13 protein-coding genes are annotated in these 14,267 nt (G+C 73.0%); 4 read left to right on the top strand and 9 right to left on the bottom strand.

Features of this window, described 5'->3' with window-relative positions:
* Positions 1-33 precede the first annotated feature (33 nt).
* The 4 genes from AB0I60_RS14215 to AB0I60_RS14230 form a co-directional block, all read right to left on the bottom strand.
* Complete coding sequence (locus AB0I60_RS14215) at positions 34-873, bottom strand: helix-turn-helix transcriptional regulator (RefSeq protein WP_015100449.1); 840 nt, start codon at positions 871-873, stop codon at positions 34-36.
* A 460-nt stretch (positions 874-1,333) separates the two neighbouring features.
* Positions 1,334-1,879, bottom strand: a complete 546-nt coding sequence (locus tag AB0I60_RS14220) for an HIT domain-containing protein (RefSeq protein WP_360729388.1) — start codon at positions 1,877-1,879, stop codon at positions 1,334-1,336.
* Positions 1,876-3,891 carry a threonine--tRNA ligase gene (gene thrS / locus AB0I60_RS14225; RefSeq protein ID WP_360729391.1) on the bottom strand — a complete coding sequence of 672 codons (2,016 nt, stop codon included), beginning with the start codon at positions 3,889-3,891 and terminating at the stop codon, positions 1,876-1,878. The genes AB0I60_RS14220 and thrS overlap by 4 nt, the downstream gene beginning before the upstream one ends.
* A gap of 379 nt (positions 3,892-4,270) precedes the next feature.
* Positions 4,271-5,209 carry a YncE family protein gene (locus AB0I60_RS14230; protein ID WP_360729394.1) on the bottom strand — a complete coding sequence of 313 codons (939 nt, stop codon included), beginning with the start codon at positions 5,207-5,209 and terminating at the stop codon, positions 4,271-4,273.
* A 72-nt stretch (positions 5,210-5,281) separates the two neighbouring features.
* Here AB0I60_RS14230 and AB0I60_RS14235 point away from each other — a divergent pair, with 72 nt between their 5' ends.
* The 3 genes from AB0I60_RS14235 to AB0I60_RS14245 all read left to right on the top strand — a co-directional run bounded on the left by AB0I60_RS14235 (position 5,282) and on the right by AB0I60_RS14245 (position 7,866).
* The gene (locus AB0I60_RS14235) at positions 5,282-6,169 is read left to right on the top strand and encodes a LysR family transcriptional regulator (protein WP_360729701.1); all 888 of its coding nucleotides are present in this window, start codon (positions 5,282-5,284) and stop codon (positions 6,167-6,169) included.
* A 115-nt stretch (positions 6,170-6,284) separates the two neighbouring features.
* Positions 6,285-6,776 (top strand): hypothetical protein, encoded by a 492-nt coding sequence (locus AB0I60_RS14240; RefSeq protein WP_360729396.1) that lies wholly within the window; start codon positions 6,285-6,287, stop codon positions 6,774-6,776.
* 226 nt (positions 6,777-7,002) lie between these two features.
* Positions 7,003-7,866, top strand: coding sequence for a lamin tail domain-containing protein (locus AB0I60_RS14245; protein ID WP_360729399.1), 864 nt, complete (start codon positions 7,003-7,005; stop codon positions 7,864-7,866).
* Between the two features lie 60 nt (positions 7,867-7,926).
* Here AB0I60_RS14245 and AB0I60_RS14250 read toward each other — a convergent pair whose 3' ends face one another.
* Genes AB0I60_RS14250 through AB0I60_RS14270 form a run of 5 tightly spaced genes read right to left on the bottom strand, consistent with a single transcriptional unit; the run spans position 7,927 to position 12,873 of the window.
* Positions 7,927-8,628: a GntR family transcriptional regulator gene (locus AB0I60_RS14250; RefSeq protein WP_360729402.1), complete on the bottom strand. Its 702-nt coding sequence runs from the start codon at positions 8,626-8,628 to the stop codon at positions 7,927-7,929.
* A 7-nt stretch (positions 8,629-8,635) separates the two neighbouring features.
* Positions 8,636-9,403 carry a 3-oxoacyl-ACP reductase gene (locus tag AB0I60_RS14255; RefSeq protein ID WP_360729405.1) on the bottom strand — a complete coding sequence of 256 codons (768 nt, stop codon included), beginning with the start codon at positions 9,401-9,403 and terminating at the stop codon, positions 8,636-8,638.
* A 56-nt stretch (positions 9,404-9,459) separates the two neighbouring features.
* Positions 9,460-10,818: an aldehyde dehydrogenase family protein gene (locus AB0I60_RS14260; protein WP_360729408.1), complete on the bottom strand. Its 1,359-nt coding sequence runs from the start codon at positions 10,816-10,818 to the stop codon at positions 9,460-9,462.
* Positions 10,815-11,552 (bottom strand): gamma-glutamyl-gamma-aminobutyrate hydrolase family protein, encoded by a 738-nt coding sequence (locus tag AB0I60_RS14265; protein ID WP_360729409.1) that lies wholly within the window; start codon positions 11,550-11,552, stop codon positions 10,815-10,817. The genes AB0I60_RS14260 and AB0I60_RS14265 overlap by 4 nt, the downstream gene beginning before the upstream one ends.
* Positions 11,533-12,873, bottom strand: a complete 1,341-nt coding sequence (locus AB0I60_RS14270; protein WP_360729412.1) for a glutamine synthetase family protein — start codon at positions 12,871-12,873, stop codon at positions 11,533-11,535. The genes AB0I60_RS14265 and AB0I60_RS14270 overlap by 20 nt, the downstream gene beginning before the upstream one ends.
* A gap of 128 nt (positions 12,874-13,001) precedes the next feature.
* Between AB0I60_RS14270 and AB0I60_RS14275 the strand changes: the two genes are divergently transcribed.
* Positions 13,002-14,225 carry a hypothetical protein gene (locus AB0I60_RS14275; RefSeq protein ID WP_360729415.1) on the top strand — a complete coding sequence of 408 codons (1,224 nt, stop codon included), beginning with the start codon at positions 13,002-13,004 and terminating at the stop codon, positions 14,223-14,225.
* Positions 14,226-14,267: the final 42 nt, after the last annotated feature.

Raw genomic sequence — 14,267 nt, forward strand, 5'->3', positions numbered from 1 at the left:
GACGACTGGTCCCGGGCAGCCTAACGGTGCAGCTCAGCCGAGCTTGCGGTGGTCCCTGGAGATCCCCTCCAACAGGTCTTCGAGCTGTTCGCCGCGCATGGCGAGCCGTTCGAGGCGGCCGAACAGGGTCAGGTACTCGCGCACGTCGTGCGGGTCGGTGATGGTGGCGTTGCCGGTCAGCACGCTCAGGGTCACCACCCGCTCGTCGTAGACCTGGAAGCCGTGCAGGGCCACCAGGTTCGCGTCCGCCGTCCACGGCACGACACCGAGCTGGACGTTCGGCCGGCGCATCGTCTGCACGAGGTGGTCGATCTGCTCGCACATCAGGTCGGCGGAACCCAACCGCCACCGCAACGCGCCTTCGGCGAGCAGGAACACGAATCGCTTGCCGAGGTCGTCCATCCGCGCCCGGCGACTGCGCAAGGTGGCGATCGCCGTGTCCTGCTCGTGCGCCGGAGTCGCGTTCAACACGACTCGCAGGTAGTTCTCGCTCTGCAACAATGCCGGAACCCCGGCGTTCTGGAAGAAACGACTCGTGGTCGCCCGGGCCTCTATTCGAGCCACGGTCTGCTGGTGCCGGTGAGCGCCCCGGTGCAGCACCACCCGGCGGGTCTCCGCCTCGGCGTGCAGCTGACGCGCCAACTCCACCAGCTCGACCCTGGTCTCCCTGGTCGCCGACAACTCGGCGACCAGGCGCTCCACGTCGGTCACGGACGGGAGGAGCATTCCGTTCTCGATCTTCGACAACTTCGACTGGCTCATCCCGGTAGCCCGCGCGGTAGCCGTGCCGGTCATCTTGGCTTCCGTGCGCAGCCTGCGTAACTCGCGCGAGAGCCGTTCTCGGGCCAGCCGCGAACGCTCAGGTGCGGTCATGAAACGCACGTTATCGATGACCGGTGCCCGTGACGATCGGCCACACAGGGAATACCGGCCGTTGACCCATCACTCCATGGTGATCTAGCGCACGCTCACAGTGTGTATTCGGGTTGCACGTGCAATTGCCCGTGCACTTGCTCTCGCGTAACCGCCTTTCGACCGATTGAAGCCGCTCGGGGCCTTCCCGCGATCGTTCCGCGCGCCTGCGGCACCCCCGGACCGAGCGTAGGCCCGCACGCGCCCGACCGCCGGAACGCGGCTTCGGCAACGCAGCGCGACCACCCGTGTGGATCACCCGGAGCCCCGCGCCGGCTGAGACGCCCATGATCGGACGGCGGATCGGGAGGCACCGCAGGGGGCCGGGCCGGCGGCGGACCGGCCGGGCGAGCGGGGCCGGCCCGACCGGCACCGGGCGGCTCGTCCGCCGGGCCGGGTGGGGTCGGTGGGGCGGCTCGCGCTAGGCGGCGGGCCAGGCTGCGGAGAGCAGTTGCCGGGTCTCCCCCAGCAGTTGCGGGATCACCTTCGTGTGGCCGATGACGGGCATGAAGTTCGCGTCGCCGCCCCACCTCGGCACCACGTGCTGGTGCAGGTGCGCGGCGATGCCCGCACCGCCCACCACGCCCTGGTTCATGCCGATGTTGAAGCCGTGCGGCTGGGCCACCGCGCGGATCACCCGCATGGCGCGCTGGGTGAACTCGGCGAACTCCACCGTCTCGGCCGGGTCGAGGTCGGTGTAGTCCGGGACGTGCCGGTAGGGCAGCACCATGAGGTGACCCGGGTTGTACGGGTACAGGTTGAGCACCGCGAACACCCGCTCGCCCCGGGCCAGGACCAGCCCGTCGGGGTCGTCGAGCTCGATCACCCGGCAGAACGGGCAGCCGGCGGGCTCGTCGCCGTCCGCCTTGCCCTCCCCGCGCACGTACGAGAGGCGGTGCGGGGTCCACAGCCGCTGCAAAGCGTCGCGGACCCCGACCCCGTCCTGCTCCTCGTACCCCGGCGTCACTGGACGAGGTCCGCCGTGGGCGAGGCGTTCTCGCGGCGGGTCACCCAGTCGAGGATGGTCTCGACGGCCTTGGCCACCGGGACGCCGTTGACCTGGGTGCCGTCGCGGAACCGGAACGACACCGCGCCCGACTCGACGTCCTTGCCGCCCGCGAGCAGCATGAACGGCACCTTCTGCGTGGTGTGGTTGCGGATCTTCTTCTGCATCCGGTCGTCGGAGGCGTCGACCTCGACCCGGATCTTGTGCTCGCGCAGCGCCGCCGCCACCTGCTCCAGGTGCTCGACGTGCTCGTCGGCGATCGGGATGCCGACCACCTGCACCGGGGCCAGCCACGCCGGGAACGCGCCCGCGTAGTGCTCGGTGAGCACGCCGAAGAACCGCTCGATCGAGCCGAACAGCGCCCGGTGGATCATGACGGGCTGCTGCCGCGAACCGTCCGGCGCGGTGTACTCCAGCCCGAACCGCGCCGGCTGGTTGAAGTCGACCTGGATGGTGGACATCTGCCACGACCGGCCGATGGCGTCCTTGGCCTGCACCGAGATCTTCGGCCCGTAGTAGGCCGCGCCGCCCGGGTCCGGCACGAGTTCGAGCCCGGAGTCCAGCGCGGCCTGCCGCAGCGTCTCGGTGGCCTCCTCCCAGTCGGCGAGGTCGCCGATGAACTTCGGCGAGTCGTCGCGGGTGGACAGCTCCAGGTAGAAGTCGCTCAGGCCGTAGTCGGCGAGCAGGTCGAGCACGAACTTGAGCAGCGACCGCAGCTCGCCCGGGGCCTGCTCCTTGGTGCAGTAGATGTGCGAGTCGTCCATCGTCAGGCCGCGCACGCGGGTCAGGCCGTGCACCACGCCGGACTTCTCGTACCGGTAGACCGTGCCGAACTCGAACAGCCGCAGCGGCAGCTCGCGGTAGGACCGCCCGCGCGACCTGAAGATCAGGTTGTGCATCGGGCAGTTCATGGCCTTGAGGTAGTAGTCCTCGCCCTCGAACTGGATCGCCGGGAACATCGTGTCGGCGTAGTACGGCAGGTGGCCGGAGGTCTCGAACAGGCCGCCCTTGCTGATGTGCGGCGTGTAGACGAACTCGTAGTCCGACTCCTCGTGCCGGCGGCGCGAGTAGTTCTCCAGCTCGCGCCGGACGATCCCGCCCTTGGGGTGGAACACGGCCAGGCCGGAGCCCAGCTCGTCCGGGAAGCTGAACAGGTCCAGCTCGACGCCCAGCTTGCGGTGGTCGCGCCGCTCGGCCTCGGCGAGCAGCTCCAGGTAGGCGTCCAGCGCCTCCTGCGACTCCCACGCCGTGCCGTAGATGCGCTGGAGCTGGGGGTTGTTCTCGTTGCCGCGCCAGTAGGCGGCGGCGGGCCTGGTCAGCTTGAAGGCCGGGATGTGCTTGGTCGTCGGCACGTGCGGGCCCCGGCACAGGTCGCCCCAGACGCGGTCGCCGGTGCGCGGGTCGAGGTTGTCGTAGATCGTCAGCTCGCCGCCGCCGACCTCCATCACCTCGTCGGTGTCGACGTCGGACTTCAAGTCGACCAGTTCGAGCTTGAACGGCTCGGCCGCCAGCTCGGCCTTGGCCGCGTCCACGGACTCGACCACGCGCCGGTCGAACCGCTGCGCGCCCTTGATGATCTGCTTCATGCGCTTCTCCAGCGCCTGGAGGTCCTCGGGCGTGAACGGCTTGTCGACCTGGAAGTCGTAGTAGAACCCGTCCTTGACCGGCGGGCCGATGCCCAGCTTGGCCTCCGGGAACTGCTGCTGAACGGCCTGGGCGAGCACGTGCGCGGCGGAGTGCCGGATCACGGCGCGGCCGTCGGGCGTGTCGGCGGCGACGGCCTCGACCTCGACGTCGACCCCAGGGGCCCAGGACAGGTCGCGCAGCACGCCCTCGGCGTCGCGCACGACCACGACGGCGTCCGGCCCCTTGCCGGGCAGCCCCGCCTCCCGGACCGCCGTGCCCGCGGTGGTCCCCGCCGGCACCACCACGCGAGGTGGGGCGAGAGCGGCTGCGGGACGTGGCTGGGACACGGTGACTCCTCCGGTAGGGCGGACCTCTGGTGGAGATGTTATCGGTGCTCATCGAACGGATATCCGCCGACACGTCCCACCTGCCCCCGAGCACCGCCCGGACACCCGGCCGGCAGGCCCGGCGCGGCCCGCCCGACCTGGCTGGGCGGGGCCGGGCGGCCGGGGCGGGGCGGCCCGGGCAGGGTGGGCGACCCGGCACCTCGGGCGAACCGACCGGCCACGGCCCGCCGACGCGGGCCACCTGGGCGGCGCGCAGGGGCGGGCGGCGGCGGCAGTGCGGCAGTGCGGGGCTGCGGCGGCCGTGGGCGACGGCGGGAACGGCTGCGGCGGGACCGGCTGCGGCGGAAGTGGCTGCGGCTGGAGTGGCTGCGGGAGTGGGCTACGGCACGTAGGCCAGGCCGTGCGGGCCGGCGGTGCCCTCCGGGGCGACGGCGATCTCCGCCACGACCTCGAACGCCGTCAGGTCGACCACCGAGACCGTGCCGCTCCTCAGGTTGGCCACGTACCCCAGTGCGCCGTCCGGGGACGACGTGACGGCCAGCGGGAACCGGCCGACCTCGACCCGCGCGACCGGCTCCCACTCCCGGAACGCGGACAGCGCGCCGCCGCCCCGGCGGTCTAACTCGCCGACCAGCACCAGGCCACCCCGGGTCACGTGCACGGGCACCGGGAACTGCCTGGTGGGCAGGATGCGGACCACCCGGTCGACCGCGCTGTCGACCACCCGCACGCCCCGGTCGACGCCGGCCGTGCCGAACCTGGGCGTCGCCACGTAGACGTACCGCCCGCCCGCCGCGATGCCCTCGCTGCCCGGCAGGCCGATCTCCTCGACCGCGCCGGACGGCAGGTCCACCGCCGTGACGAAGCGGGCATCCTTGTTCGCGGTGTAGACCTTGCGCCCGGTGACGGCGATCCAGTGCGGCTCCCTGGCGCGGACGTCGACCCGGTCGAGCACCTCGCGCTTGTCGAGGTCCACCACCACGACCCCGCCGTCCTGGTCGTCGGTGGCCTCGACGCCGACGAAGAGCAGGTTCTCCCGCAGCGCCACCCCGTGCGGCGCGTGCCCGACGTCGAGCACCTCGACCACCTCGTGCGTGTCGGGGTCGACGAGGCTCACCTCGTGGCCGCTCTCCCCGTGCTCGCCGTAGTGGCCGGAGCGGTAGGTGTGCGTGCAGACGAGGAGCCGCCGGTCGTGGTCGTAGATCAGCTCGTGCGGTTGGGGCGGCACGGCGAGCGCGGCGACCCGGTCGTGCGTGTGCGCGTCGAAGAAGGCGATGGTGGAAGCATCTTGGCAGGCGACGGCCAACTGTGCGGTCATGCACCCAACGCTAGGAACGATTGCCGATTACCACCAGTGAAATAAGGGCAATGATTGTTTCCACCTGTGATAATGCTCCGGGTGGACCTGAACCTGTTGGCCGCCTTGGACGCCCTGCTGGACGAGGGCAGCGTGACCGGTGCCGCCGAGCGCCTGCACACCTCCGCGCCGGCGATGAGCCGCACGCTCGCGCGGCTGCGGCGGGTGCTGGACGACCCGATCCTGGTGCGGGCCGGGCGCAACCTCGTGCCGACGCCGCGCGCGGTCGAGCTGAGGGAGTCCGTGCGGGCGGTGGTGGAGCAGGCCAACGCGCTGCTCACGCCCGTGTCGTCGACGGACCTGGCGGGGCTGCGCCGGACGTTCACGTTGCAGACCGGCGACCTGCTCGTGCCGCACCTGGCCGCCCCGCTGCTGGAGCGGGTGCGCGAGTCCGCGCCGCACGTGGTGCTGCGCTTCCTGCCGGACGCCGTGGAGGGCACGCCGGCGCTGCGCGAAGGCCGGGTCGACCTCGAAGTGGGGGTGGTCGAGCACGTCGACCCGGAGACCAGGGTCGAGCCGGTGCTGTCCGCGCCCATGGTCGGCGCGGTGCGCGCCGGCCACCCGCTGACGCGCGGGAGGGTGACGGCGCGGCGGTTCGCGGCGGCGTCGCACATCGGCGTGTCGCGGCACGGCCGGCGGCAGGGCCCGATCGACGACGCCCTCGCCGCGCTGGGGCTCTCCCGGGACGTGGCGGTCGTGGTGCCGACCTACGCGGCGGCGCTGCACGTCGCCGCCGGCTCCGACCTGGTCGGCCTCGCCCCGGCCGGCGGGATGCTGTTCGAGATGGGCCTGCGCACGTTCGACATCCCGCTGCCGCTGCCGGAGATCACGGTGAGCCTGGCCTGGCACCCGCGCAACGACGCCGACCCGGCCCACCGGCTGCTGCGCGACCTGGTGCGCCAGGTGCTGACCGGCGAGTAGTAGCCCGCCGGGGCGGCTCCCGGCGCGAACAGCTCGTTCACAGCTCACCATCAGGGTGCGCTCAGGTCGGCGGCGCACGCTGGTGGCGCAGCCCCTTGACGACCGGAGTCCGACCATGGCCGACCAGCCCGAAGGCACCCAGCCCACCCACCCGCTGCCCGCCGGGCACCCCACCGGTCCGCAGACGACGACCCCGCAAGCAGCGCCTCCACCAGCAGCCCCTCCCCAGGCCACCGACCCGCAAGCGGCCGGCCCGCAGGCAACCGACCCGCAGGCGGCCCCTTCGCAGACGGACGGCCCTCAGGCGGAAGCTCCGCAGCCGTCCGCCGCTCCGCAGGCCGCCGCGCCACAAGCCGCGCCGCAGGCCGGGCACGTGCCGCCGCGCACCCCGCACCCCGCACCGGGGGGCGGGTTCGGGCGGTTCGCGCGGCACAAGGGCACGCAGCTCGTCGTCGTGGGCCTGATCGGCCTGGTGCTCGGCGGCGGCCTGGTCGCGCTGCTCGACCGGGACGGGCGCGGGCCCGGCGACCGGCCGGGACTGTCCCGGATGGACGAACGCCACCCCGACCACCGGCAGGGGCGCGAGTTCCGCGACTTCCCGCGCTGACCCGATCGGCCACCGCCGGTGCCGGTGCACCGGCCGGCCCAACGGGTGTGCGCCAACGGCGGCGGGTGGGCACGCACTTCGGCGGGAGATGGCCCGTTCGGGAAACCGCCCCACCCGAACGGGCTCCGCAAGTGTGAACGAAGATCCACTCGCCGGAGCACGACGTACCCGGGCCTCGCCCGCACAGCGGATTAACGCCCCGGGCCGGGCGGAGCACGATCGACCCATGAGCACTGCGACGACGTCCGGCAGCTGGCCGGCCATCAGCACGACCCCTCCGGCGCTGGAGGGCCTGGGCACCCCGCACGTGAAGTGGGGCGTCCCGGCCGGTTCCGGCAAGAGCGGGTACGTCTTCAGCGGCGGCGCGGTGGACGTGAAGTTGGACGGCACCGAGTTCACGCTCGGCACCTTCACCCACGAGAACTTCCCCGTCCAGGCGCTGCCCGTGCCGCAGTTCGAGGTCGACCTGACCGTCGAGGTCGTCTTCGAGGACGGCACCACGAGCAGCTTCAGCTTCAAGTTCCGGCACAACGAGACCCCGAACACCGGCCCGAACCCGGAGGACGAGGTCGACCTGCCCACGTTCGTCTCCCCCGAGTCGGTGACCGTGGACGGCGAGCAGTACGCCGTCGTCATCAGCGGCTTCAAGCAGAACGGCCAGATCGTCCGCAAGTTCATCAGCGCCGAGAACGGCGCGAACAGCGCGGACGTGGTCGCCCTGTTCAACCGGGTCGGCCGGCCGGACGTGGTCATCTCGCAGGTCCGCAACAAGGGCGAGGTGAAGCGCACCCAGGCCGACGAGTACGTCGAGGTCGTCAACCGGGGCACGGCACCGGCCGACATCTCCGGCTGGGTGATCGGCGCGGACGACGCGGGCCAGGACTTCACCTTCCCGGCCGGCACCACGCTCCAGCCGGGGCAGCGGATCAGGATCTACACCAACGAGGTGCACCAGGAGACCGGCGGGTTCTCCTACGGCAGCGGCCGGCCGATCTGGAACGACCAGGGCGACGCCGCCGAGTTGCGCGACACCAACAAGAACCTCGTCTCCCGGCTGGCCTACGGCAAGGCGGCGCAGCCCTCCCCGTGACACGCGGCGGACGCGGTGCCGACAGCGGCGGCACCGCGTCCCGGACGGCGTCGGCGGCGGTCAGGAGAGGAAGCCGCGCAGCAGCGAGGCGGTGCCCGCGAGGTGCTCGGCCATCGCCCGCCGGGCGCCGTCGGGGTCGCCGTCGAGGATGCGGGTGACCACCAGGTCGTGCTGGTCGTTGGAGTGCGCCAGGTTCGGCGGCAGCAGCGGGATGCGGTCCAGCAGCTCGTTGACCCGCATCCGGACGTCGGCGATGGCGGCGGTGAGCGACGCCGACCCGGTCGCCTCCGCGATCGCCAGGTGCAGCCGGGAGTCCTTGCGGCGGTAGTCGTCCAGCGCCGCGCACGCGCACTCCGCGAGCCTCGCCCGCAGGTTGCGCCGCTCGGCGGGCCCCAGCGCGCGCCCGGCCGCGCACTCCGCCGCGCCGGCCTCCAGCACGGCCCGCAGGGTCAGCGCGTCGAGCAGCTCGGGTACCTCCACCGGGCGTCCCGGGCGGGCGGCGGGCAGCGGGTCGTTGACGAACGTGCCGCCGTAGCGCCCGCGCCGGGACTCGACGTAGCCGGCGTCCTGCAACGACCTGATCGCCTCGCGCAGGGTCACCCGGCTCACGCCGAGCCGGGTGGCCAGCTCGCGCTCCGGGGGCAGCCGCTCCCCCGGTGGCACGACGCCGAGCCGCACGGCCTGCATCAGCCGCTCGACGGTCTCCTCGAACGCGTTGCCCGCCCGCACCGGGCGGAACACCGCGTCCTGCAACGGGATCATCGGGCACCTACAGCGGTGTCACGTAGGCACCCGCGATACCGCCGTCCACCAGGAAGTTCGACGCGGTGATGAAGGACGAGTCGTCACTGGCCAGGAACGCGACGGCGGCGGCGATCTCCTCGGGTTCGGCGAACCGCCCGAGGGGCACGTGCACCAGCCGCCGCGCGGCGCGCTCCGGGTCCTTGGCGAACAGCTCGCGCAGCAGCGGCGTGTTGACCGGGCCGGGCGAGAGGGCGTTGACCCGCACGCCCTGCCGGGCGAACTGCACGCCGAGTTCCCGGCTCATCGCCAGCACGCCGCCCTTGGACGCGGTGTAGGAGATCTGCGAGGTCGCCGCGCCCATGGTGGCCACGAACGAGGCCGTGTTGATCACCGAGCCCTTGCCGCGCTCCAGCATGTGCGGGATGGCGTACTTGCAGCACAGGTACACCGAGGTCAGGTTGACCTTCTGCACCCGGTCCCACGCCTCGATGCCGGTGGTGAGGATCGAGTCGTCCTCGGGCGGCGAGATGCCCGCGTTGTTGAACGCGACGTCCACCGGGCCGAAGGTGTCGGCGGTGGTCCGGTAGAGCGCCTCGACCTGCTCCTCGTCGGTCACGTCGACCTGGACGAACAGGCCGTCGACCTCGTCGGCGGCAGCCCGGCCCGTCCGGGCGTCGACGTCCGCGACGACCACGCGCGCGCCCTCGCCCGCCAGCCGGCGCACCGAGGCGAGGCCGATGCCGCTGCCGCCGCCGGTCACGACGGCCACCCGGCCTTCCAGTCGCTGTGCCATGTCTCTCCCGATCGAATCGAGTGGTCGCGCGCGGGGCCGGTGGGTCCCGCGCGGGGTCAGTGGGCGATGAAGACGTTCTTGGTCTCGGTGAACGACGCGAGCGCGTCCGGTCCCAGCTCGCGCCCCAGCCCGGACTGCTTGAACCCGCCGAACGGCGTCGAGTACCGCACCGACGAGTGCGAGTTGACCGACAGGTTCCCGGCTTCCACGGCCCGCGAGACGCGCAGCGCCCGGCCGACGTCCCGGGTCCAGATCGAGCCGGACAGCCCGTACCGGCTGTCGTTGGCCAGCCGCACCGCCTCGTCCTCGTCGGCGAAGGGCAGCACGGCCACCACGGGGCCGAAGATCTCGTCCACGGCCGCCGGGTCGTCGGGCGACACGGGCGCGAGGACCGTCGGCGGGAACCAGAAACCCGGTCCGCCCGGGGCGGACCCCCGGAACGCGACGGGCGCGTCGTCGGGCACGTAGGACGCCACCCTGGCCCGGTGCGCGGCGGAGATCAGCGGCCCCATCTCGGTGGCCTCGTCGTCGGGGGCGCCGACCACGACGCCCGTGACGGCCGGTTCCAGCAGTTCCATGAACCGGTCGTAGACCGACGCCTGCACCAGGATGCGGGACCGCGCGCAGCAGTCCTGGCCCGCGTTGTCGAACACCCCGTACGGCGCGGTGGCCGCAGCGCGTTCCAGGTCGGCGTCGGCGAACACGACGTTGGCCGACTTGCCGCCCAGTTCCAGCGTCACCCGCTTGACCTGGTCCGCGCAGCCCGCCATGACCTGCCTGCCGACCCGCGAGGAGCCGGTGAACACCACCTTGCGCACCGCCGGGTGGGTCACGAACCGCTGCCCGACCACGGGTCCCGCGCCGGGCAGCACCTGGAGCACGTCCGGCGGGATGCCCGCCTCGCGGGCCAGTTCCGCCAGCCGCAGCGCGGTCAGCGGCGTCAGCTCGGCGGGCTTGAGCACCACGGTGTTGCCGGCCGCGAGCGCGGGCGCGAAGCCCCAGGCGGCGATCGGCATCGGGAAGTTCCACGGCACGATCACACCCACCACGCCCAGCGGCTCCTGGAACGTCACGTCCAGCCCGCCGGCCACCGGGATCTGCCTGCCGAACAGGCGTTCCGGCGCAGCGGCGTAGTAGTGCAGGACGTCGCGGACGTTGCCGGCCTCCCAGCGGGCGTTGCCGATGGTGTGGCCGGCGTTGCGCACCTCCAGCCGGGCCAGCTCCTCCAGCGCGCCGTCCACGGCGTCGGCGAAGCGGCGCAGCAGCCGGGCCCGGTCGCCGGGCGCGACGGCCCGCCACGCCGGGAAGGCCGCGTGCGCGCGGGCGATCGCCGCGTCGGCCTCCTCCACCGACGCGAGCGCGACCGGGCGGATGACCTCCCCGGTGGCCGGGTCGATCACGTCGAACGCGGTCATCGGGCGTTCCTCCCCGTGGTGTCGGCCCACGCCGTGCCGGCGCGGGTGCGCGCGGCGTCCACCAGCGCGGCGAACAGGCGGTCGTCCTCGCTGTCGGCCTCCGGGTGCGACTGGACGCCGAGCACGAACCGCGCGCCCGCCAGCTCCACCGCCTCCGCCGTGCCGTCCGGTGCCCTGGCGACCACCACCAGGCCGTCGCCGACGACGTCGACCGCCTGGTGGTGGTGGCAGTGCACGGTGGTGGCCGGGCCGACGACCCGGGCCAGCCGGCTGCCGGGCGCGACCGCGATGCCGGTGTGCTCGAAGACCGCCGGCGCGGGGTTGTGGCCCTCGACGTGCTGGTGCAGCGTGCCGCCCAGGGCGACGTTGAGCACCTGCATCCCCCGGCACACGCCGAGCACCGGCAGGTCGAGCGCGAACGCGGCGCGGGCCAGGTCCAGTTCGGCGGTGTCCCGGTCCGGGCGCGGCGGCCCGGTCCGGGGGTCGCGCTCCCGGCCGTAGCGCGCGGGGTCGACGTCCGCCCCGCCGGCCAGCACCAGGCCGTCCAGGAAGCCGATCGCGTCGGCGTCCCACGCGCCGACCGGCGGCAGCAGCACCGGGTTGCCGCCGGCGCGCACCACCGAGTCGAGGTAGTCGCGGTGCAGCACCGCCGCCTCCACGTCCCACACGCCGAACCGCGTGCGTTCCAGGTAGGTGCTGATGCCGATCAGCGGCCTAGAGCCGTTCGAAGCCACGGATTCGCTCCCAGTCGGTCACCGTCGAGTCGTACGCGGCCAGCTCCACGCGGGCGGCGTTGAGGTAGTGCTCCACCACGTCCCGGCCGAACGCGTCGCGCGCGACCGCGCTGCCCGCCAGCAGGGTCGCGGCGTCGCGGAGGGTGGTCGGCACGGTCTCCCGCCCGGAGGCGTAGGCGTTGCCGACGAATTCGTCCTCCAGGCTCAGCCCGTTCTCCACGCCGTGCAGCCCGGCGGCGATCAGCGCGGCGACCGCCAGGTACGGGTTCACGTCGCCGCCGGGCACCCGGTTCTCGAACCGCAGCGACGGGCCGTGGCCGACCACGCGCAGCGCGCACGTCCGGTTGTCCCGGCCCCACGCGACCGCCGTGGGCGCGAAGCTGCCCGGCACGAACCTCTTGTACGAGTTGACGTTCGGCGCGAGGAAGTAGGTCAGCTCGCGCAGCGCGGCGAGCTGGCCGGCGAGGAAGGACTCCATCAGCGCCGACATCCCGCGCCCCTCGGCGAACACCGGCTCGCCGTCGGGCGAGCGCAGGCTCAGGTGGATGTGGCACGAGTTGCCCTCGCGCTGGTCGTACTTGGCCATGAAGGTCAGCGACCGGCCCTGCTGGGCGGCGATCTCCTTGGCCCCGGTCTTGTAGATGCTGTGGTTGTCGCAGGTGGCCAACGCCTCGGTGAAGCGGAACGCGATCTCGTGCTGGCCGGGGTTGCACTCGCCCTTGGCCGACTCGACCTCCATGCCCGCGCCGGTCATGTGGTTGCGGATGGCGCGCAGCAGCGGCTCGACCCGCGCGGTGCCCAGCAGCGAGTAGTCGACGTTGTACTGGTTGGCGGGGGTGAGGTCGCGGTAGCCCCGGTTCCAGGCGTCCTCGTAGGTGTTGTCGAAGACGATGAACTCCAGCTCGGTGCCGACGTAGGCGCGCAGGCCGCGCTCGGCCAGGCGGTCGAGCTGGCGGCGCAGGACCTGCCGGGGCGAGGCGGGCACCGGTTCGCCGCCCTCCCACTCGACGTCGCACATGACCAGCGCGGTGCCCTCGTGCCACGGGACGCGACGCAGCGTCGACAGGTCCGGTTTCATCACGAAGTCGCCGTACCCGCTGTCCCAGGACGACATGGCGTACCCGTCGACCGGGTTCATCTCGGCGTCGACGGCGAGCAAGTAGTTGCAGCCCTCGGCGGCGTGCGGCAGGACCACGTCCAGGAAGTGCCGGGCCGCACAGCGCTTGCCCTGGAGGCGGCCCTGCATGTCGACGAGGGCGATCAGGACGGTGTCGACCTCCCCGCTGCCCACCAGCTCGCGCAACTCCTCGACGGTCAGCATCGCAGCGCCTCCAAAGGTATGACAGCGAGCCATTGGACGCGCCCATCCTGGCACTGCCGAGTGACCCGCGCCACCCTTGATCGCGTCGCTACGCTCGTGCACGGGCGCTGGCGAGGGGAGGTGGCCCGGTGGCCGCGAACTCCTGGGACCGGCTGCGGCCGAAGCTCGGGCCGAACCCCTCCGGTCACCTCGCGGGCTCGCTGTTCGTGCGCGCGATGCTGCTGATGACCGCCGGCGCGGCCCTGGTGTTCTTCGGCCTCGGCAAGCTGCTGCGGCTCACCGAAGCCCCGATCTCCCCGACCGCGCTCGGTCGCCCCGACACCTGGGTCGTCGTGTTCTGCCTGGTGGGTCTGCGGGTCGTCTGGAACACCTTCCGCGACGGCAACAACCTGTTCGTGGTCAACGGCTTCCTCGGCTGGACCGCGATGGCGCTGGGCGCGCTCGGGCTGGGCTGGGCGCTGCACCTGCTCACCTCGGCGCTGCCCGCCTTCCCGCACGACGGCGGCGTGCTGGACGGCCGACCCGACTGGTCCGACGCGCCGGCCCTGGTCTGCGTGCTGGTCGGGCTGTGGCTGTTCGTGCGGTCCAACGGCCTGTTCGCGCGGTCCCGGCGCTACCTGGCCCCGACCGTGCGCGCCCCCGGCGACCTCGACGGGCTGGCGTACAGCCTGTACCTGCGGACGTTCGGCGACGACGAGCGGCTGGCGGGCGCGCAGGCGTTCGGCGCGGTGAAGCGCGGCCTGCGCGGCGTGGCGATCACCGAGGAATCCCAGGAGTCGCTGCTGGTCGACGCGCTGTCGACGGAGGACCCCATGGTCGCGGTGGGACGGCCGGGCGAGGCGGCGCCGCACGTCGGCGCGCTGCGGATGTACCTGCCCGACGAGTGGCAGCCGGCGGTGCGCGAGCTGGTGCGCGGCGCGCGGCACGTCGTGCTGGTGCTGGGGTGGGGCGAGGGCACGCTGTGGGAGCTGGGCGAGTCGGTCCGCCTGCTGCGCCCGGAGCGGCTGATCCTGGTGGTGGCCATGGACCGCGCCGAGTACGAGCGGTTCCGGGGCCGGGCGGGCGCGGCGCTCGCCGAGCACGCCCGGCGCCACCCGCGCGAGAACGGCGACCAGTGGGTGCCGCCGCGCCTGCCGGACTGGACCGGGCCCGGCGGGCTCCGCTCGCCCGTCCAGGCCCTGGTGCACTTCTCGCTCGACTGGACCGGCACGTTCGCGCCGCTGCCGCGCTACTCCCCCGTGCACAACTCGCTGCGGATCTCGGTGATGGTGGCCGCGCACCCGGCGTTCCGGCGGCTCGGCCATCCGCCGCGCGGGGTGTTCCGCGCGCTGCCCGTTGACACCATCAGGTGACGCGGGCCACTCTCGACCACGGTGCAAAGGAGCGCAGCCGAC

It is taken from the genome of Actinosynnema sp. NPDC050436, assembly GCF_040655415.1.
In the GTDB taxonomy this organism is placed as follows: Bacteria; Actinomycetota; Actinomycetes; order Mycobacteriales; family Pseudonocardiaceae; genus Actinosynnema.